General features: G+C 73.6%; 17 protein-coding genes and 1 pseudogene. 12 read left to right on the top strand and 6 right to left on the bottom strand.

Annotation, left to right across the window (positions count from 1 at the left end; translation table 11 throughout):
• Positions 1-14 precede the first annotated feature (14 nt).
• Together FHU36_RS03700 and FHU36_RS03695 are read left to right on the top strand one after the other, a co-directional pair.
• The gene (locus FHU36_RS03700; protein ID WP_185082391.1) at positions 15-1,187 is read left to right on the top strand and encodes a trans-sulfuration enzyme family protein; all 1,173 of its coding nucleotides are present in this window, start codon (positions 15-17) and stop codon (positions 1,185-1,187) included.
• Positions 1,188-1,224: 37 nt separating this feature from the next.
• Positions 1,225-2,229, top strand: a complete 1,005-nt coding sequence (locus tag FHU36_RS03695; protein ID WP_312891423.1) for a threonine/serine dehydratase — start codon at positions 1,225-1,227, stop codon at positions 2,227-2,229.
• A 98-nt stretch (positions 2,230-2,327) separates the two neighbouring features.
• Here FHU36_RS03695 and panB read toward each other — a convergent pair whose 3' ends face one another.
• Positions 2,328-3,176, bottom strand: coding sequence for a 3-methyl-2-oxobutanoate hydroxymethyltransferase (gene panB, locus FHU36_RS03690; protein WP_185082390.1), 849 nt, complete (start codon positions 3,174-3,176; stop codon positions 2,328-2,330).
• 133 nt (positions 3,177-3,309) lie between these two features.
• On the opposite strand from panB, the gene FHU36_RS03685 reads away from it, so the two are divergent.
• The 9 genes from FHU36_RS03685 to FHU36_RS03645 all read left to right on the top strand — a co-directional run bounded on the left by FHU36_RS03685 (position 3,310) and on the right by FHU36_RS03645 (position 13,596).
• Positions 3,310-4,527: an MFS transporter gene (locus FHU36_RS03685; protein WP_185082389.1), complete on the top strand. Its 1,218-nt coding sequence runs from the start codon at positions 3,310-3,312 to the stop codon at positions 4,525-4,527.
• Positions 4,528-4,731: 204 nt separating this feature from the next.
• Complete coding sequence (locus tag FHU36_RS03680; protein ID WP_185082388.1) at positions 4,732-6,282, top strand: MFS transporter; 1,551 nt, start codon at positions 4,732-4,734, stop codon at positions 6,280-6,282.
• Between the two features lie 7 nt (positions 6,283-6,289).
• A complete protein-coding gene (locus tag FHU36_RS03675; protein WP_185082387.1) occupies positions 6,290-6,892 on the top strand; it encodes a TetR/AcrR family transcriptional regulator in 603 nt (200 codons plus the stop codon).
• A 76-nt stretch (positions 6,893-6,968) separates the two neighbouring features.
• Positions 6,969-9,026 (top strand): right-handed parallel beta-helix repeat-containing protein, encoded by a 2,058-nt coding sequence (locus tag FHU36_RS45415; protein ID WP_185082386.1) that lies wholly within the window; start codon positions 6,969-6,971, stop codon positions 9,024-9,026.
• A complete protein-coding gene (locus FHU36_RS03665; protein ID WP_185082385.1) occupies positions 9,023-9,427 on the top strand; it encodes a cupredoxin domain-containing protein in 405 nt (134 codons plus the stop codon). The genes FHU36_RS45415 and FHU36_RS03665 overlap by 4 nt, the downstream gene beginning before the upstream one ends.
• Entirely contained in the window at positions 9,424-10,644 is a 1,221-nt protein-coding gene (locus tag FHU36_RS03660) for a hypothetical protein (protein ID WP_185082384.1), read from the top strand. The genes FHU36_RS03665 and FHU36_RS03660 overlap by 4 nt, the downstream gene beginning before the upstream one ends.
• A gap of 105 nt (positions 10,645-10,749) precedes the next feature.
• On the top strand, positions 10,750-11,346 hold the full coding sequence (locus FHU36_RS03655; RefSeq protein ID WP_185082383.1) for an RNA polymerase sigma factor: 597 nt from the start codon (positions 10,750-10,752) through the stop codon (positions 11,344-11,346).
• Positions 11,339-12,586, top strand: a complete 1,248-nt coding sequence (locus FHU36_RS03650) for a CU044_5270 family protein (RefSeq protein WP_185082382.1) — start codon at positions 11,339-11,341, stop codon at positions 12,584-12,586. The genes FHU36_RS03655 and FHU36_RS03650 overlap by 8 nt, the downstream gene beginning before the upstream one ends.
• 14 nt (positions 12,587-12,600) lie before the next feature.
• A complete protein-coding gene (locus FHU36_RS03645) occupies positions 12,601-13,596 on the top strand; it encodes a CDP-alcohol phosphatidyltransferase family protein (protein WP_246501939.1) in 996 nt (331 codons plus the stop codon).
• Here FHU36_RS03645 and FHU36_RS03640 read toward each other — a convergent pair.
• Together FHU36_RS03640 and FHU36_RS03635 are read right to left on the bottom strand one after the other, a co-directional pair.
• Complete coding sequence (locus FHU36_RS03640; protein WP_185082381.1) at positions 13,531-14,328, bottom strand: SDR family oxidoreductase; 798 nt, start codon at positions 14,326-14,328, stop codon at positions 13,531-13,533. The genes FHU36_RS03645 and FHU36_RS03640 overlap by 66 nt on opposite strands.
• Positions 14,329-14,525: 197 nt before the next feature.
• Complete coding sequence (locus FHU36_RS03635) at positions 14,526-14,792, bottom strand: hypothetical protein (protein ID WP_185084866.1); 267 nt, start codon at positions 14,790-14,792, stop codon at positions 14,526-14,528.
• 12 nt (positions 14,793-14,804) lie between these two features.
• Here FHU36_RS03635 and FHU36_RS44035 point away from each other — a divergent pair.
• A pseudogene (locus FHU36_RS44035) lies at positions 14,805-14,936 on the top strand (MBL fold metallo-hydrolase); the annotation flags it as partial.
• Positions 14,937-15,127: 191 nt separating this feature from the next.
• Here FHU36_RS44035 and FHU36_RS03625 read toward each other — a convergent pair.
• From FHU36_RS03625 to FHU36_RS03615, 3 genes are all read right to left on the bottom strand, one after another.
• Complete coding sequence (locus FHU36_RS03625; RefSeq protein WP_185082380.1) at positions 15,128-16,897, bottom strand: NAD+ synthase; 1,770 nt, start codon at positions 16,895-16,897, stop codon at positions 15,128-15,130.
• Between the two features lie 52 nt (positions 16,898-16,949).
• Complete coding sequence (locus FHU36_RS46180) at positions 16,950-18,458, bottom strand: BTAD domain-containing putative transcriptional regulator (RefSeq protein ID WP_312891422.1); 1,509 nt, start codon at positions 18,456-18,458, stop codon at positions 16,950-16,952.
• Between the two features lie 117 nt (positions 18,459-18,575).
• Positions 18,576-19,811 (bottom strand): MDR family MFS transporter, encoded by a 1,236-nt coding sequence (locus tag FHU36_RS03615; protein ID WP_185082378.1) that lies wholly within the window; start codon positions 19,809-19,811, stop codon positions 18,576-18,578.
• Positions 19,812-19,823: the final 12 nt, after the last annotated feature.

Here is a 19,823-nt window from a genome sequence, read left to right as displayed (position 1 = left end):
GACATCCTGGTGGCATGACCCCACTCCGTCCCGAAACCCGGACCGTCCACCTGCCCCAGCCGCCGGTCGAGCACAGCCGCCCGATCACCATGCCGCTCTACCAGACCTCCGGGTTCGTCTTCGACGACCCCGCGGTGATGGCGGAGGCGATGGGGCGCCCCGACGGTCCGTTCGTGTACGGCCGCTACAGCAACCCCACCGTGCGTTCCCTCGAGCAGGCCGTGTCGGACCTGGAGGGGGGCGCCGGCGCCGTCGCCACCGGATCCGGCATGGGCGCGATCAACACCGTGCTGCTCGGCCTGCTCAAGCCGGGCGACCACCTCATCGCGCAGAAGTCGCTGTACGGCGGCACGGCCGCGATGCTCAACGACCTGGTCGCCAGGTTCGGCGTCACCGTCACCCACGTCCCCGAGCACGACCCCGACGCGCTGCGCGCCGCCGTGCGGCCCGAGACCAGGCTCGTCTACCTGGAGACCATCTCCAACCCGATGACCCTGGTCGCCGACCTGCCCGCCATGTGCGCGGCGGCCCGCGAGCTGGGGCTGGTGTCGGTGGTGGACAACACCTTCGCCTCGCCCCTGCTCTGCCGTCCCATCGAGCACGGCGCCGACGTCGTCGTCCACTCGACGACCAAGTACCTGTCCGGGCACACCGACGTGGTCGGCGGGCTGGCCGTCTTCGCCACCGACGAGCTGTACAAGAAGGTGTGGCACTACGCGATCGAGCTGGGCGCCTCGGCCGACCCGTTCGCCGCCTGGCTCACGCTGCGCGGCCTGCAGACGCTGGCGCTGCGGATGGAGCGCCACTGCTCCAACGCCCGCCTGCTCGCCACCCGGCTCGCCGAGCACCCGGCCGTCTCGGCCGTGCACTGGCCCGGACTGCCGTCGCACCCGTCGTACGAGATCGCCGGCAAGCTGTTGCCGGACTTCGGCGGGGTGTTCTCGTTCGACCTGGCGGGCGGGCGCGCCGCGGGGGAGAGGTTCATGAGCAGGGTACGGCTGGCACTGCTCGCCCCCTCGCTCGGCGGCGTCGAGACGCTCACCCTGCACCCGGCGACCACCTCGCACCGCGCGCTCAACGCCGACGAACTGGCCAGGCACGGCATCGGCGAGGGCACCGTCCGCATCGCCGTGGGCATCGAGCACCCCGAGGACCTCTGGGCCGACATCGAACAGGCGCTGGCATAGCATTCATGCCCTCGGCCGGACGATTCGGGGGGCGCACGTGGAGACGGTGACGTACGAGGATGTGACGGGCGCGGCCGGGCGGATCGCCGGGCACGTGCTGCGCACGCCGGTCCTGGAGATCTCGCCGGGGCTGTTTCTCAAGCTGGAGCAGTTGCAGCACTCGGGGTCGTTCAAGGCGCGCGGGGCGTTCAACCGGATCCTGTCGGCCGGGCGGCTGCCGGACAGCGGTGTGATCGCCGCCAGCGGCGGCAACCACGGGCTCGCCGTCGCCTACGCGGCCCGCGCGCTCGGCGTCCGCGCCGAGATCTTCGTGCCCGAGGTGACGAGCCCGGTGAAGGTCGCCGGCCTGCGCGCCCTCGGCGCCGAGATCCGCCAGACGGGTGCCATCTACGCGCAGGCGGCGCAGGCGGCGGCCGAGCGGGCCGCCTCGACCGGGGCGCTGCAGGTGCACGCCTACGACCAGCCGGAGGTGATCGCCGGGCAGGGCACCACGGGCCTGGAGATCGTCGCGCAGACCGGCGGGGTGGACACGGTTCTGGTCGCGGTGGGCGGTGGCGGCTTCATCGCCGGCATCACCGTCGGCACCGGGGCCCTGGACGCGGCCACCTCGCCCGCCGCACCCGCCTCCGAACCTGGGGCCGGTGGGCGGCCCGTGCCCAGGCCCGTGCCTCGGCCCGTGCCCCGGATCGTCGCCGTCGAGCCGGAGCGCATCCCCACGCTGCACGCGGCCCTGCGGGCGGGCGGACCGGTGCCGGTGGAGGTGAGCGGGGTCGCGGCCGACGCGCTCGGCGCCACCCGGCTCGGCGAGACGGCCTACGACATCTGCTCCCGCGCCGGGGTGCGCAGCCTGCTCGTCACGGACGACGCCATCGTGGCGGCCCGCCGAGCCCTGTGGCAGCGGCACCGCGTGGTGGCCGAGCACGCGGGCGCCACCGCGTACGCGGCGCTGCTGTCGGGCGCGTACGCGCCCGAGCCGGGGGAGCGGGTCGTGGTCGTGGTCTGCGGCTCCAACACCGACCCGGCCACCCTCGTCACGGACTGACCACCCGGCCACACGGGGCGCCCGTCCAGGACGGTCACGCGCCGGCACGCGGCCCCCCTTGAGAGGGCGGCCGCGCGTGCCGGGGTCAGGGGCCGGGGTCAGGTGTAGGTGTGTTCCGGGGCGGGGAAGGCGCCCGTGGCGACGTCGGCGGCGAAGGCGCGGGCCGCGCGGTCCAGGTCGCCGGCGAGGTCGCCGTACCGCTTGACGAACCTGGCCGGGCGCGGCGTGAGGCCCATGAAGTCCTGCCAGACCAGCACCTGCGCGTCCGTGCCGGGCCCGGCGCCGATGCCGATCGTCGGGATCGACAGCGACGTGGTGACCCGTTCGGCCAGTTCGGCGGGCACGCACTCGAGCACCACCGCGAACGCCCCGGCGCGTTCGAGGTCCTTGGCGTCCTTCATCAGCTCCTCGCCCGACTCGCCACGCCCCTGGACGCGGTAGCCGCCGAGGACGTTCACCGACTGCGGCGTGAGGCCGAGGTGGCCCATGACGGGCACGCCGGCCGAGACCAGGGCCTCCACCTGGGGCAGGACCCGGCGACCGCCCTCCAGCTTGACCGCGTGCGCGCCGGCCTCCTTCATGAAGCGGACGGCCGACCCGAGCGCCTGTTCCGGCGACGACTGGTAGGAGCCGAACGGCAGGTCGGCCACCACGAGGGCGCGCGAGGAGCCCCGCACCACGGCGGCGGTCAGCGGCAGCAGGTCGTCGACGGTGACGGGCACCGTGGAGTCGTGGCCGTAGACGACCATGGCGGCGGAGTCTCCGACGAGCAGGACGGGGATGCCCGCCTCGTCGAACACGCGCGCGGTCATCGCGTCGTAGGCCGTGAGCACGGGCCACTTCTCGTGGCGCTCCTTGGCGGCGGCGATGTCGCGGACGGTCACCCTGCGACCCGCGATGCCGCCGTAGAGCGCGCCCGTGTTCGGGGGGATGGCGGAAGAGGACATGATCGACCCTCCAGGAAAGGTCTCGAGGCGCCCCAGCGGCGTCCCCGGACTCCTTCGATGATGCCACCGCCGAAACCCGGTGGGAAAGTGTCGGTGCTCCTTGCCACAATAGGTGGGGAGGTAAGCAATCAACATGTCCATCGAACCTTACCGGCGTCTGCTCAGGCTTCCTGGCGTGCGGACCCTGCTGCTCGTGGGGCTGCTGGCCCGCATCCCGTCCACCGCGATGGGGATGGCGCTCACGCTGCACGTCGTCCACGGCCTGGGGCTGGGTTTCGGCAGGGCGGGGCTCGTCACCGCGGCGAGCACCGTCGGCATGGCGGTGGGCTCACCGCTGTCGGGAAGGTTCGTCGACCGCCACGGCCTGCGGCCCGTGCTCGCCGTCACGACCGCCGCGCAGGCGGTCTTCTGGTCGTGCGCCTGGGCGCTGCCCTATCCGGTGCTGGTCGTCGCGGCGGCGGTCGCCGGGCTGCTGGCGCTGCCGGTGTTCAGCGTGATCAGGCAGTGCCTGGCCGCCATGGTGCCGCTGGAGCAGCGCCGCATGGGCTTCTCCCTCGACTCGATGCTGGTCGAGCTGTCCTACATGACCGGGCCGGCGCTGGCCGTGGCCGGGATGACCGCGCTGGGCAGCGGTCCGACGCTGGGTGTCATCGCGGCCGGCACGACGGCGGCGGGGCTCGCGCTGATCGTGCTCGACCCGCCGGTCCGCTCCGCCGAGGAGCTGGAGCGGCCCGCTGCGCGGGTGCCGCGGCGCCGGTGGCTGACGCCCGGCTTCGTCGCGGTCCTGGGCATCGCGGCCTCGGCCACGTTCGTGCTCACGGCGAGTGAGCTGGCGCTGGTCGGCACCATGAAGCAGGCCGGGCGGACCGAGTGGGTGGGTCTCGCCGTAGGCATTTGGTGCGCCTACTCCCTGCTCGGCGGGTTCGTCTACGGCGGGCTGAGCCGGGGTGTGTCGCCGCTCGTCCTCATCACGTCGATGGGGTTGCTGACGGTGCCGGTGGGTCTGGCCGGCGGCGACTGGCGCTGGCTGGTGCTGGCGCTGCTGCCCGCCGGGGTGCTGTGTGCGCCGGCGCTGTCGTCCACGGTCGACATGGTGAGCCGCCGGGTGCCCGCGGCCGCGCGGGGCGAGGCGATGGGGTTGCACGGCACGGCCCTGCTCGTCGGCGGGGCGGCCTCCGCGCCCATCGCCGGGCTGATCATCGACTCCCACGGGCCCGGCTGGGCGTTCGCGGTGGCGGGGACTGTCAGCGTCGCCATGGCGCTGGTCGCGCTGCCGTTCCTGGGCCGGCGCCCCCTCGCCGAGCCGATCCACGTGCCCGCCGAGCCGCCGGCGAAGGTGACGGCTGGCTGACCCCGCCCAGTGGTCTCGCCGGTGGTCCGGCCGGTGGTGCCGCGGTCCCGCCCCGGTAGCCCCGTCCGGCCGGGCGGCGGGGGCGGCCGGTCGGGGGGTTCGCGCCCTCTGGCGGGATTGCGAAACGACACTGTTGCGTATCGGAATAACATGCGATACGGTCCTGTTGCGAAACTTTGACGTATCGAAATTGAAGGGTCCCCCATGAACACGGACACAGGCCACCCACGCCGGTGGACCATCCTCGGCGTGCTGGTGTTCAGCCTGCTGGCGGTCGTGCTCGACAACACCATCCTCAACGTGGCGATGAAGACCATCGCCGACCCCGTCCAGGGCTTGGGCGCGACGCAGAGCGAGCTGGAGTGGGCGATCAACTCCTACACGCTGGTGTTCGCCGGCCTGCTGTTCACCTTCGGGGTGATCGGCGACCGCACGGGCCGCAAGCGCATGCTCTTCGTCGGCATGGCGCTGTTCGGGCTGTCGTCGCTGGCCAGCGCCTACGCCCAGGACCCCACCCAGCTGATCCTGGCCAGGGCGGCGATGGGCATCGGCGGTGCGGCCATCATGCCGGCCACGTTGGCGATCATCTCCAACATCTTCCCGCCCGCCGAGCGCGGCAAGGCGATCGGCATCTGGGCGGGCGGCGTCGGCCTGGCCGTGGCGATCGGCCCGATCACCGGCGGCCTGCTGATCGAGAACTTCTGGTGGGGCTCGGTCTTCCTGATCAACGTGCCGATCGTGCTGATCAGCATGGTGCTCATCGCCACAATCGTGCCCGAGTCGCGTGACCCGAGGCCGTCCCGGCTCGACCCCGTCGGCGTGCTGTTGTCGATCGTCGGTCTGGTGGCCGTGGTCTACGGCATCATCCGCGGCGGCGAGCTGGCCACCGTGACCAGTCCCGAGGTGTACGTCCCGTCGCTGATCGGCGTCGCGGTGCTCGGCCTGTTCGTCTGGTGGGAGCGGCGCATCGACCACCCCATCTTCGACGTGCGCAGCTTCGCCAACGTCCGCTTCTCCTCGGCCATCGGCATGATGGGCATCGTCTTCTTCGCGATGATGGGCGGGATGTTCTTCCTGACCTTCTACCTGCAGATCGTGCTCGGGTTCAGCCCGATCGAGGCGGGTGCCCTGATGATCCCGTTCGCCGCGGCGCAGCTCATCTTCGCGCCGCTCAGCCAGCGGGTGAACCAGAAGTTCGGGGCCAAGCTGGCCTCCACGGTCAGCATGGCGGTCATCGCGGTGGTGCTGGCGAGCTACGCGCTCTTCGACGCGAACACCCCGGTCCTCCTCATCGAGGTCGTCTTCTTCGTCCAGGGCGCCGCGATGGCCAACATCATGCCGCCCGCCACGACCGCGATCATGGAGTCGCTGCCTCGGGAGAAGGCCGGCGTCGGCTCGGCCATGAGCAACACCGTCCGCCAGGTCGCCGGTGCCCTCGGCGTCGCCGTGCTCGGCTCGGTGCTGTCCTCGACCTACCGCGGCGAGGTCGCCCCCGCGCTGTCGGCGCTGCCCGCGGACGCCCGGCACGCCGCCGGTGAGTCGATCATGGCGACGGTCGGCGCGGCCGGGAGCCTCGGCGAGCAGGGCCAGGCCATCCTCAAGCCGGCGTTCGCCGCCTTCATCGACGGCATGCACGTCACGGCCCTGGTCTCCGCGGTGATCGCGCTGGCCGGTGTCGCCGTGGTCGCGAAGTGGATGCCGGGCAAGCCCCGGCCCGTCCCGCAGTCCGAGGTCAAGGAACCAGCGGTAGTGTGAGGCCGCGATGACGATCCAGGAACCGGTCACGGCCCGCCCGGCGGGCCGTCCCCGCAGTGAGAAGGCCGAAAGGGCGATCATCGAGGCGACCCTCGACCTGGTCGGCGACGGCATGGGCGTCGCCGAGCTGTCGATCGAGGCGATCGCCTCGAGGGCCGGCGTCGGCAAGACCACCATCTACCGGCGCTGGTCCAACAAGGAGGAGCTGGTCGCCGACGCGCTCGCCACGCTCAAGGCGCCGCTCCCGCCGCTCGGCGGGGAGTCGGTGCGCGACGACCTGATCACCTTGCTCCGCGCGATGCGCGAGGACAAGGGCCGGTCCCGGACACGCTGCGTGATGAACGTCATGATGAGCGACGCCGACCGCTACCCGGCGCTGATGGAGCGCTTCCAGAAGGTGGCGATCGAGCCGCGCAAGGAGGCCATGCGCGAGGTGCTCCGGCGCGGCATCCGCACCGGCGAGCTGCGCGCCGACCTGGAGGTCGAGATGGGGTTGGCCATCCTGTCGGGCACCATGATCTGGTACACCAAGTGGGCCCCGCCGGGCGATCTCCCCGCCGACCTTCCCGAGCGGATCGTCGACCACGTCCTGCCGGGCTTCGCCGCCTGACCCGCCACCCCGCCGCACGGGGAACGACAAGATCCACCCCTAGGCAGAACGTGAGCACTGTTCTAGTCTCGCGGCCATGCCCCCCTTACGCCGGATCGCGATCGCGCTCGCCCTGACCCTCGGACTGCTGCTGCCGGCCGGGGCCGCCCTGGCCCACGAGGAGCGGCCGGTGACCTTCCCCGACGGGTCGGGCAGCGTGCCGGTGTTGCGTACCGAGGAGCCCGACCTGCTGGTCTGCAAGACCGACCGGGCAGACTTCGAGCGGCGCGTCGCGGCCTTCCCGCCGGACCTCAAGCAGCGCAACCTCACCCTCTTCAAGAAATGTCAGGACAAGGGGGTCAGGCATCTCCAGGAAGCCGTCGACCAGGTCGACCGGCCGGGGATGACGATCGCGATCCTGCCCGGCCTCTACCGCGAGGAGCCCAGCCAGGCCCCTCCCACCGGAGCGTGCGCCGGCCTCCCGGCCCGCTGGTCCACCTGGGGCTACCAGATCCTGTCCTTCGAGCAGCAGCGGCAGTGCCCCCACAACCAGAACCTGGTGGCCGTCCTCGGCAAGAAGGACCTCCAGATCGAGGGCACCGGCGCCGGCCCGCTCGACGTGATCGTGGACGCCGAGTACCGCAAGCTCAACGCCATCCGCGCCGACCGCGCCGACGGCGTCTACTTCCGCAACCTCACCGCCCAGCGCACCACGTTCAACTCGCTGTACATCCTGGAGACCGACGGCTTCGTCATCGACCGGGTCCTCACCCGCTGGAACGACGAGTACGGCTTCCTCACCTTCGCCAGCGACCACGGCCTCTACACTGACTGCGAGGCCTACGGCAACGGCGACGGCGGCCTGTACCCGGGCAGCGCCTCCAACATCAACGACGGCCGCGGCCACGAGGTGCCCCGCTACGCCATCGAGATCCGCCGCTGCAAGAGCCACGACAACGCCCTCGGCTACTCGGGCACGGCCGGCGACTCGGTGTGGGTCCACGACAACGAGTTCTACGACAACATGGTCGGCGCCACGATGGACAGTCTCTGGCCCGGCCACCCCGGCCTGCCGCAGAACCACGCCCTGTTCGAGAACAACAAGATCTACGACAACAACAGGGACTACTACCGCCACACCCGCGACGGCACCTGCGCCAAGCCGCCCGCCGAGCGCGGCTACGAGCGGGGCGTGGTCTGCTCCCAGGTGGGCGTGCCGCCGGGCACCGGCGTGATCGTCGCCGGGGGCAACTACAACGTCTTCCGGGACAACCAGGTGTGGGGCCACGAGCGGGCCGCGTTCCAGCTGTTCGGCGTGCCCGCCTTCGTGCGCGGCGAGAACCGCCTCGACAGGCAGTTCGACACCTCCGGCTTCAACCGGTTCGAGGGCAACGAACTCGGCGTCGGCCCCACGGGCGAGCACCTGCCGAACGGCCTCGACGTGTGGTGGGACGGCCAGGGCACGGGCAACTGCTGGCAGGCCGGCACGACCGCCTCCACGCCCGCCGTGCTGCCGGTCTGCGCGGCGCGGGCGCCCGGGCTGACGGGCGGCGCGAGCCGGCTGCTGGCCGAGCCGGTCAAGGTGATCAAGCTGTACCTGTGCGCCGACTTCAGCGCCCAGGACGCGAGGCTGCCGGCGGGCTGCGACTGGTTCGGCGCGTCGGGGCTGGGCAAGGTGGAGGCCCAGCTCGCGCTGGGTGGCTCGGCGGTGCTGGGGCTGCTCGCGGTCCTGTTCTGGTCCCGGTCACGCCGCCCGCCGGGCGCCGGCGCGGACGCGCGGCCCGGGCGCCGGCTCGTCGTCGCCGCAACCGTGGCCGGGCTGGCGGGCCTGGTGCTCGACGTGGTGGCGGCCGCGGTGGACGGGACGCTGCCGGCCGCCGTGGCGCTGCTGCTCATGGCCGGCTGGTGGCTGTCGCTGGGGGTGGCGCTGCGTCCGGAGCGGCCGGTGTTCGGCTGGTTCACGATCGTGCTCGGGGTGCTGGCCGCCGCCGACGCCTACGACCGGATGGTGCAGCTCATCCCCGTCGTGCCGCTGGGGCCGGGCTGGGTCCGCGGGCTGCTGACCGGGGTGTGGGTGCTGTGGGCGGTCGTCGTCCTCGCGCCGCGCCGCCGTACCGGCGAGGAGACCCCGAGCGAGGCCGAGGTCCCCGCGTGAGCGCGCCCGAGCGCACCCGGCTGGTCGCGCTCGCCGCGCTGGTGGCGGTGGCGGCGGGATGCGGGCCGCTGTCGGGGACGCACCGCGACCCCGGCAACAGCCACGAGGTGGCCACCACGGCGCCCGGCCCGACCGGCGCGGAGGCGCGCGCGGAGATCACCGTACGGGCGGGCCGGGTCAGCCCGCCGCCGGGCTGGCTGGAGGCCGCGCGCGGCCAGCAGGTGGCCCTCACGGTGACCAGCGACGTCGCCGACGAGCTGCACGTGCACGGCTACGACCGCACGGCCGCGCTGCGGCCGGGGGAGCCGGTGACGGTGCGGTTCCGCGCCGACCTGACCGGGGTCTTCGAGGTGGAGACGCACCGGAGCGGGCTGGTGCTGACCCAGCTGGCGGTGCGATGACGGGAGTGCTGGCGCACGGCGTGGGGGAGCGGGGCGACCTGCCGATCCCGCTGTTCTACGCCTACGCCGGCGCCTTCGCGGCGCTCGTGGCGTCGTTCCTGGCGCTCGGGCTGCTGTGGGCGGACTCCCGCTTCCGCGGCGACCGTGCCGGCCGGGCGGTCGCGCTCCGCTGGCCGGACCGGCCGGCGCGGGTCGTCACGCTCCTCCTGGCCGCCTACACCGTGGGCTGGCTGCTGGTGGGGCCCGCCGCCGGCAACGCCGGGCCGTACCTGGTGTACGTGCTGTTCTGGGTGGGCCTGGTGCCGGCGTCGCTGCTGTTCGGGCCGGTGTGGCGATCGCTGAGCCCGTTCCGGCTGCTCCCCGACCGGCCGCGCCGCCCGCTGCCCGCCCGGCTCGGCTACTGGCCGGCCGCCGTGGGACTGCTGGCGTTCACCTGGATGGAGCTGGTCGCGCCGGAGCCGGCCGCCCCGCTCACCCTGCTGGTCTTCTGCGCCGGGTACGCCACCGTCCAGCTCGCCGGCACCTTCGTGTACGGCCACGCCTGGCTGGACCGCGGCGACCCGTTCGAGGCGTACTCGACGCTGGTCGGCCACCTGTCGCCGTTCGGCAGGCGGGCCGACGGCACGCGGGTGCTGCGCAACCCGTTCGACGGCCTGGACGCCGTCGCACCCGCGCCCGGCCTGGTCGCCACCGTGTGCGTGCTGCTCGGCGGCACCGGCTACGACGGCTTCTCGACGTCGCCCGCCTGGGTGAACGCCCTGCAGTCCGGCCCGCTCGGCCGCACGGGCCTCGGCACGCTCGGGCTGCTGGCGGCCGTCGCCGCGGTGGCCCTGTTGTACGCGGCCTGCCTCGGCCTGGCCGGGCTGATCGGCGGCGCCCGCGGCCTGGCGCCCCGCTTCGCCCACGCGCTGGTCCCGATCGCGCTCGGCTACCTGGTCGCCCACTACTTCTCGCTGTTCGTCATCGAGGGGCAGCGCACGCTCATCCTGGCCCTCCGCCTCGACCTCGAGGTGGACCAGAACGCGGTCGGCCCGGCCACGATCGCCACCGTGCAGGTGCTGGCCATCGTGGCCGGGCACGTCGCCGGCGTGGTCGCCGCCCACGACCGGTCCGTGCGCCTGCTGCCCCCGGCCAGGGCCGTGGCCGGTCAGATCCCGCTGTTCGTCCTCATGCTGGCCTACACCCTCGGCGGCCTGACCTTGCTGTTCGCGGCCTGATCGGGCGTCCGGGCCGGGCGGGGCGGAACGGCGGGAAAAAAGTGTGAAGTGAGACGGGGGTTGCGACGGAATAGAGGTGTACTCCACAGAAGGGACATCTCGCGCATGGCCGCTCCCCCGGACGCGCCGGTGGCAGCCGATGACGCCGCACTCATCGAGCGGTCGTGGCACGACCCGGACTCGTTCGCCGTGCTCTACGACCGCTACTTCGGCGAGATCCACCGCTACGTCGCCGCCCGGCTCGGCACCCACCTGGCCGACGACCTGGCCGCCGAGACGTTCCTGGTGGCGTTCCGGAAGCGGCGGACGTTCGACCCCGCCCGGGGGGCCGTGCGGCCGTGGCTCTACGGGATCGCCACCAACCTGGTCGCCGACCACAGACGCAGGGAGACGCGCGGGCTGGAGGCCCTGCAGCGGGCGCCCGCGGGCGAGGTGACCGACGGCGGGCACGAGGAGAGGGTGACGGCACGGGTGACGGCCGCGAGCGTACAGGGGCGGCTCGCGGCCGCGATCCGGAGGCTGTCCCCCGGCGACCGTGACGTCCTGTTCCTCGTGGTGCTCGCCGAGCTGAGCTACGAGGAGGTCGCGCAGACGCTCGGCATTCCGTTCGGGACCGTCGGTTCCCGGCTCAACAGGGTGCGCAGGAAGCTCCGCAGAGGGCTGGGCGGCGTCAACCCCATGATCGGAGGATCCGATGGATGAGCGGAACGGCCACCCCGCCGACGAGCTGGACGCCGTACGCGCCGTCTTCTCCAGGCCCGGCCCGTCACCCGAGGCTGTCGCGGCGGGCCGTGACAGGCTCCTGGCGGAGGCGGCCGCCGTGCCCATCGCTCCACCGGAGCGCCCGGGGCGGCGGCCCGCCGCCGGGACCCGGACACCGGAGGACGCGGTGGCTTCCGGGCGGTGGCCGGGCAGGCGTGACCCGGCGGGGAGCCGGGTGCGGCGGTGGGCGCCGGCCGGCAGGGGGCTGGCCGGTGTGGCGGCGGCCGCGGCGCTGGCGCTCGCGATGACCCTGCCCTCCGACGCGCCGATCCGCCTCGCGCCCGACCAGGCGGGGACCGCTCCCGCGACGCCCGGCTCCGACCGGCCCGACGCCCGGCAGATCCTGCTGGCCGCGGCGAGCGCCACGGCCGGCGAACCGGCCGGCGGCGCCTACTGGCGCACCAGGGTCGTCACCGGGCAGCGGATCCTGTCCCCGGACCGCCGCTACGTCATCGCGCGCCGCTCCACCCGCGAGACCTGGCTCACCCGGCAGGACGGCCGGCAGGACCGGTGGGCCGGCCGCTACCTCGGCGCCGGACCGGCGACGCCCCGCGACGAGGCGGCCTGGCGGGCGGCCGGCTCGCCGGGCACCTGGCGCTACCCGGCCGACGTGACCGGGCTCGGCCGCGTCACCCCGGAGGCGCTGGTGGAGGCCGCGCCGGGCGAGCCCCGCAGCGGCCCGCACCGCGTCGGATGGCGTGACGCGGACGGGATCCTGACCAAGCAGCTCACCGGCTGGAAGGCGCTGGGCACGATCCCGGACGACCCCGCGCGGCTGCGCGCCTACCTGGTGGCCCGCATCGCCCGGGAGAACGGCGCGTACGTGGGCCGGGAGATGGAGGCCGAACTCCGGAAGACCTGCCTGGAGATCATCTCCCGGTTGCCGGTCTCGCCCGAGCTGCGCGCCGCGGCGTACCGGATCCTGGCCTCGCTGCCCGGCATGACGGCCGAGGGCCAGGTCACCGACCCGCTCGGCCGTACCGGCCAGGCCCTGACCTACCAGGTCGTCGAGGACGGCCGGCTGAGCGACCGGCGGCTGGTGATCGACCCGGCGAGCGGGCTGCCGCTGGCCGAGGAGACCAGCAGCGCCGCCACGCTCGCGGGCGGCCAGGACACCCAGGTCGGCTCCTTCGTCGCCTTCGAGGCGATCGGCTGGACCGACGAAGAACCCATGCACTGAGACGGAGTTCGACGATGGCTCTATTCGGCATGCCCGGATTCACCCTGGACGAGGTGCGGGCGCGGACCTACAAGCCGCGTGACGCCTGGTGGACGGTGTTCCTGGTGGATCCTCTGGCCGGCCGGTTGGTGACCGTCCTGGCCAACCGCACCTCCGTCACCCCGAACCAGATCACCTGGGGCGCGTTCGCCCTCGGGCTCGGCTCGGCCGCCTGCTTCCTGATGCCCGGCTGGGAGTGGCTGGTCGCCGGCGCCGTCCTGTATCACCTGAGCTTCGTGCTGGACTGCGTGGACGGCAAGATCGCGCGGCTCAAGGGGACCGGCACCGTGATGGGCGGCTGGCTCGACTACGTCTTCGACCGGATCCGGGTGCTGGCCTGCGCGCTGGCGCTCACGTGGGGCCGGTTCGCGGCCACGGGTGAGGAGTCCTACCTGCTGCTCGGTGTCCTGATCGTCTTCCTCGACATGCTGCGCTATGTGGACGCGCTCCAGGTGGCGAAGGTACGCCGCCAGATGCGCCGCCGGCTCAGCGAGGCCATCGAGGAGGCCGGCGGCGCCCCGGCCGGCGATGTCACCACCGCCGATGTCACTGCCGCCGGTGTCACTGCCGGCGGCGGCCCGGAGGAGGCCGAACCGGAACCGGGCGAGATCTCCTCGGTGGACGCGGTGGACCTGCAGCGGAACTTCCGCGCGCACTTCGCCTGGTACATCCGCATCCGCGACTGGCTGCGCGACCACCGCGTCCGTGCCCACCTGATCAGCGGCATCGAGTTCCAGATGGCGGTGTTCATCGTCGGCCCGATCACCGGGGCGATCGTCCCGGTGACACTCGGCGCGGCCGCGCTGCTGCTGGTCTTCGAGGCCGCGATCATGTTCAAGCTCTGGTTGTCCTCCCGCGACCTCACCCGGGCGCTGGCGCGGATCCGCGCGACGGCCGCGCCCGGGTCAGGAGAAACCGCCGTCGCTCATGAGGAGCTGCCCGTTGACCCACTGCCCCTCCGGCGAGCATAGGAAGCCGACCAGGTGGGCGGTGTCCTGCGGGGTGCCCAGCCGGCCGAGCGGTGTCCGGCTCAGGCAGGCGGCGCGCACCTCGTCGGACATCCAGCCGGTGTCGATCGGGCCGGGGTTGACCACGTTGGCGCTGACGCCGAGGTGGGCCAGCTCGCGGGCCGCCGCGAGGATGACGCGGTCCATGGCGCCCTTGCTCGCTCCGTAGGGGACGTTGCCCACCGTGTGGTCGCTGGTGAGGCCGATGATCCGGCCCGTGCCGGGCCAGCCGCGAAAGCGCCGCCCGTACTCGCGGATCAGCAGCCAGGTGGCGCGCGCGTTGACGGCGAAGTGCCGGTCGAAGCTCGCGACCGTGGTGTCGAGCAGGCCGGAGTCGACCGACTCGCAGTGGCACATCACCAGTGCCGTGACGGCCCCCAGGGCCCGCTCGGCCTCGTCGAAGATCCGGGCGGCGGCGTCGACCTCCGCCAGATCCGCCTCGATCGCCACGCTCGCCGCGCCGTGCCCGGCGAGCGTCTCCCGGGTCGTGGCGGCCGCCTCCGGCTCGCTGCCCCAGGCCATGCGCTCGTCGTAGGCGGTCCAGTAGGTGAACGCGACGTCCCATCCCGACGCCGCCAGGCTCCGCGCGATCCCCGCGCCGATGCCGGCCGTGCGGCCCACGCCGGTGACGAGCGCCACCGGGCGGGCCTGCCGGGCGGGAGTCTCGGGGGTCTCAGGGATCTGCTCAGTGCTCATCAGAGTGATCGTCGGCGATGGAACCGCGTCTGGCAACCGGATTCCGCCAGGGGGCCCGGCCCGTCAGGGCTCCACGGGCCGCAGGTCCGTCTCGGGCACCCACCGCCCGGGATCGGCGGGGGAGGGAAGGCGGCCGAGGGCAGGTGGCGCAGCAGCGTCCGCAGGAGGGGGCGCGGGTTGCGCCGGTGCCAGACGACTCACCACGGCAGGAGGATCGCCGGCTCCACGATGGGGATGCGACGCAGGCCGCTCCCCGCGGCGTCGATGCTCATCTCGCCCAGGCCGACGGCGGTCTTCTCCCGCAGGAACTGCTCGACCAGGTGACTCTGGCCGATGGCGGGCGCGTTGAACCGCAGCGGGATGCCGAACCGGTCCGCGAGCCGCGTCAGGTAGCCGCGCCACTCGGCGGCGCCCGCCGGGTCGGGCATCGCGATGCCCTGCCGCCGCAGCGCGGGCAGCGCCATGGCGGCGCCCGCGTGATCGCCACACCGGGGCACACCGACGGCAGCATCGCCCTCCACCTGCCGGGACCGGGCGTCCTGTTCACCGGCGACACCGTGGCGCACGTGAACGGGCAGGTCACGCCCGGGGTGTTCAACCTCGACCGGGCCGAGATGCTGCGCTCGTTCGGCAGGCTGGCCGAGCTCGACGCGCGGATCGCGTGTGCGTCGGCCACGGCGGGCCCGTCCTGGACGCGGGGACGGCGCTGCGCGCGGTCGCGGCCGCCCTCACCCCGTGAGAGCCCGCCCGCCAGGAGAGTCGCCCGGATCGCCGGCACCTCCAGGGCGCCGGGCCGGCCTCAGGTGCTCTCGCGCCAGCGGTTGGTGATGGGCAGCCGCCGGTCGCGGCCGAAGTTCTTCGGCGTGATCTTCGGGCCCGGCGGGTACTGCCTGCGCTTGTACTCGGCCAGGTCCACCAGCCGGATGACGCGCGTGACCAGGTCGGGGTCGTGGCCGGCGGCGATCAGCTCGGCCGAGCCCATGTCCTTCTCGACGTAGTCGTCCAGCAGCCGGTCGAGCACCTCGTACGGCGGCAGCGAGTCGGTGTCGCGCTGGTCGGGCCGCAGCTCGGCGCTCGGCTCCTTGGTGATCGAGTTCTCCGGGATCGGCCGCTCGGCCCGCAGCAGGAACGACGGGTCGGTGTGCGCGTTGCGCCACCGCGACAGCTCCCACACCATCGTCTTCGGCACGTCCTTGATCGGCGCGAAGCCGCCGGCCGAGTCGCCGTACAGGGTGGAGTAGCCGGTGGCCAGCTCGCTCTTGTTGCCCGTGGTCAGCACGAGGTGGCCGTGCTCGTTCGACAGGCCCATGAGGATCATGCCGCGGACGCGGGCCTGGAGGTTCTCGGCGGCGAGGCCGGACAGGTCGATCTCCTTCTCGAAGGCGTCGACGATGTCGGCGATCGGCACGGTCCGCGCGTTGAGGCCCTGGCGGCGGACGAGCTCCTCGGCGTCGCCGACGGAGTGGTCGGAGGAGTAGCGCGACGGCATCAGCACGACGTGCACCCGCTCGGGCCCGATCGCGTCGGCGGCGATGGTGGCGGTCAGCGCCGAGTCGATGCCGCCCGACAGGCCGAGGATCACCGACTGGAACCCGTTCTTGGCCACGTAGTCGCGCACGGCCAGCACCAGCGCCGAGTAGACCTCGGCGGGCAGCTCGGGCCGGTCGGCGACGGTAGCAGGCCGCACCGGGTAGGGGGCGACGGGCTCGGAGGACAGCACGATCCGGTCCACGGTGATGGTGGAGCCGTCGCCCGCGTCGTAGGGGAACCGGCCCGGCTCGGCCGCGGACTCCGGCAGGTCGAGGTCGACGGTCAGCAGCTCCTCGCGGAACTGGCCGGCCCGCGCCACCAGCTCGCCGGAGGCGTCGACCACGATCGAGTCGCCGTCGAACACCAGCTCGTCCTGCCCGCCGACCTGGTTGACGTACACGAGCGCGCATCCGGCCTCACGGGCCCGGCGGGCGCACAGCTCCAGGCGGACGTCGTCCTTCTCCTTCTCGTACGGCGAGGCGTTCGGCGCCACGAGCAGCCCGGCGCCCGCCTGCCCGACGACGGCCACCGGCCCGCCGTCCTGCCACAGGTCCTCGCAGACGGCGACGGCCACGTCCACCCCGTGCAGCCGGAAGATCGGCAGCCGGTCGCCGCGGACGAAGTAGCGGTACTCGTCGAACACGCCGTAGTTGGGCAGGTGGTGCTTGGCCGTACGGGTGACCACCTCGCCGCGCCACAGCACCGCGGCCGCGTCGAGCGGCGCGCCCTTCGGCTGCCCCACGCGCGGCGCCAGGCCGGCCCGGTCGACGTAGCCGACGACCACAGGCAGCTCGCCGAGGCCCTCCTCCCGCAGCCGGACCGCGGTCTCCTCGAGAGTCCTGATGCTGGCGTCCACGAACGAGGTACGCAGCACGAGGTCCTCCACCGGGTAGCCGGTGAGGAACATCTCGGTGAAGACCACCAGATGCGCGCCGCGGTCGGCGGCCTCGCGTGTCCAGGCGACGAGCTTGCCGGCGTTGCCGGTGAGGTCGCCCACGGTCGGGTTGGTCTGGGCCAGGGCAATGCGCAGGTGTGCCACGCGACCAGCCTAGTACGTGGTGATTTTTATCGTCCAAACGACGAAAAGTGGACTATTTCACACCTGCGGCTCCGGGGGTCACCAGCCCCGACTCGTAGGCCGCCACGACGAGCTGCGCCCGGTCGAACAGCCCGAGGTGGGCCAGCAGCGCCCCCACCTCCTCGGCGACGGCCGGACCGGGCAGGCAGAGGGTCTGCGCTATCTGCTGGTTCGTCAGGCCGCGGGCGACGAGCTTCAGCACGTCGATCCGGTCGTCGGACAGCCCGGCCAGACCCGGGGGACCGGCCGGGTCCGGCGTGCCCGCGAAGCCCGCGATCAGCCGGGTCGTCACGGCCGGGTCGATCAGCGCGTCGCCCGCGGAGGCGGCCCGGATGGCGGCCACGAGCTGCTCGGGCGGCGAGGTCTTCAGCACGAACCCGCTCACCCCGGCCCGCAGCGCCGCGTAGAGGTTCTCGTCGCTGCCGAACGTGGTCATCACGATCACCTTGGGCGGGCGGTCCTCGGCCAGGATCCGCCGGGCGGCGGCCAGGCCGTCCAGGCGTGGCATCTGGATGTCGAGCAGCACGACGTCGGGGCGGCTCGCGCGCACGGCCGCGATGGCCTCCTCGCCGTCGGCCGCCTCCCCGGCCGGCTCCAGGCCCTCCTCGTCGCTCAGGACGGTCCGCAGCCCGGCCCGCACCAGCGCCTGGTCGTCGGCCACCAGCACCCGCACCGGGGCCGCACCGCCCGGCGCACCGCCCGTCCCGGCGGCCCCGGCCACCGCCCCGCGACCCCCGCCGCTGGAAGCGCCACCGGGGCGACCTCCTGAGCTGCCGGCCGAGGGCGGCGCCGCAGGCTCCTCCAGCCGCTGGGCCAGCATGTCGCCCTCCAGCCGGCGCAGCCCGCTCGTCAGGTCCAGCCCCAGCTCGTCCCGCCACACCTTCCGCGCCCGGCGCAGCGCGCCCAGCGCGTCGCCCTGCCGTCCGGTCCGGTAGAGCGCCAGCGCCAGCAGCCGCCACGCCTCCTCGCGCAGCGGGTGCGCCGAGGCGTGCGCCTCCAGGTCGGCCACCAGCGCGGTCGCCCGGCCGAGCGCCAGTCCCGCGTCGGCCCGGCGTTCCACGGCGACCAGCCGGAGCTCCTCCAGCCGCCCCGCCTCCGTGAGCGCCCACGTCAGGTCGGCGAACTCGGCCAGCGCCGGCCCGCGCCACAAGCCCAGCGCGGCGTCCAGGGCCGCCCACACCCCGGCCGGATCGCCGTCGGAGCGGACCAGGCTCTCGAACCGCCAGGCGTCCACCTGCTCCACCGTGGCGCGCAGCGCGTAGCCGGGCGCGGCCGACACCAGGACGGCCGCCTCCTCGCGGGGCGCCCGCCCGGGTTCGAGCGCGCGCCGCAGCCGGGAGACGTACCCCTGGACGGTGGACAGCGCCTGCGCGGGCGGGCGGCCCGGCCAGAGCTCGTCGATGAGGGTGGTCACGGGCACGGCGCGGCCGCCGGCGACGAGCAGGCGCGCGAGCACCGCCCGCTGGCGCTGGCCGCCGAGGTCGAGGGGGGCACCGCCGGCCCAGGCCTGAAACGGTCCCAATGCGGTGAATGTCAGCATGGCAGGGGCAAGCGTAGAGCCGAATGCTGTGCAGGCATATGGCGTATGTCCACAGTGCCGGGCCCTCGGCTGTCCACCGTGCCGGCGGCACCGACGGCGTCAGGCGGTGCTCAGAGCCGCCGGCTCCTCCGCAGCGGTGGCCGAGCGGCGCCTGATCGCCGGCGCGAGCGCGAGCATCCCCACCGCCGAGACGACCCCGACCCCGCCGACCGTGAACCACAGCGCCCGCGGCCCGGCTTCGAGCAGCGCGCCACCGGTCAACGGCGCGAGCACGGTGGCGGCCGACCAGGCGAACCCGAACAGGCCCGAGTAACGGCCCCGCAGGTGGGCGGGGGCGAGCAAGGCGACGATCGCGCCCGCCAGGCCGGCGGTGGCGATCTCCCCGGCCGTCCACACCACGATGGTGGCCGCCAGCCCCGCCGCGGAGGTGACGAACGCCGTCAGCGCGAAGCCCACCCCCATGACGGTCATGCCCAGCGCCAGCACCCATGAGGGGTCGAAACGGCCGAGCCGGCTCGACACCAGCGGCTGGACGATCACGATCAGCACCCCGTTCAGCGCCATGACCACCCCGAACTCGCCCGTGGGCAGCCCCACCACCTTGGTCATCGCGACCGGCAGCATCGTCACCGTCTGCGCGTACATGAACGCGTTGCCCAGCACGGTGAGCGTGAAGCCGAGCATGACCCGGTCCCTCAACACCAGCCCGAACCCGCCCGGCGTCTCGCGCACGGCCGGCCGGGTCTCCGGCACCGCCCGCCAGACCAGGACCGCGAACGCCACGCAACTGACCGCGTCGATCCAGAACAGCCAGAGGAATCCGACCCCGGCCAGCCAGCCGCCCGCGGTCATGCCGACCGCGTACCCGAGGTTGATCGCCCAGAACAGCAGCCCGTAGGCGCGGGGCCGCTCCGCCGGCGACACCAGGTCGGCGACCAGCGCGTTCGACGCCGGCCGGTAGGCGTCGATCACCAGCCCCAGCACGAACATGGCCGCGGTGACGGCGAACAGCGACGTGCTGTACCCCAACGCCAGCATCGTCACCGCCGTGGCCACCATGCTGCCCGCCAGCGTCGCCCGGCGGCCGATCCGGTCGGCCAGCACCCCCGCCAGCAGCTGCGAGAGCAGCGAACCGGCCCCGAACACCGCCATCACCAGCCCGGCCGCGGCGACGGACATGCCGCGTGCCTGGGTCAGGTAGACGCCGGTGAACGGCATGACCATGGTGCCCAGGCGGTTCACCAGCGTGCCGCTCCACAGGGCCCAGAACGGGCGGGGCAGCCCGCCGACCGCGGAACGCAGGAAACCGAGCCTCTCGGCGAATGACGTGCTCACCCGACCAAGGGT

The organism is Nonomuraea muscovyensis (genome assembly GCF_014207745.1).
In the GTDB taxonomy this organism is placed as follows: Bacteria; Actinomycetota; Actinomycetes; order Streptosporangiales; family Streptosporangiaceae; genus Nonomuraea; species Nonomuraea muscovyensis.
This window is presented reverse-complemented; position numbering and strand designations above follow the sequence as displayed.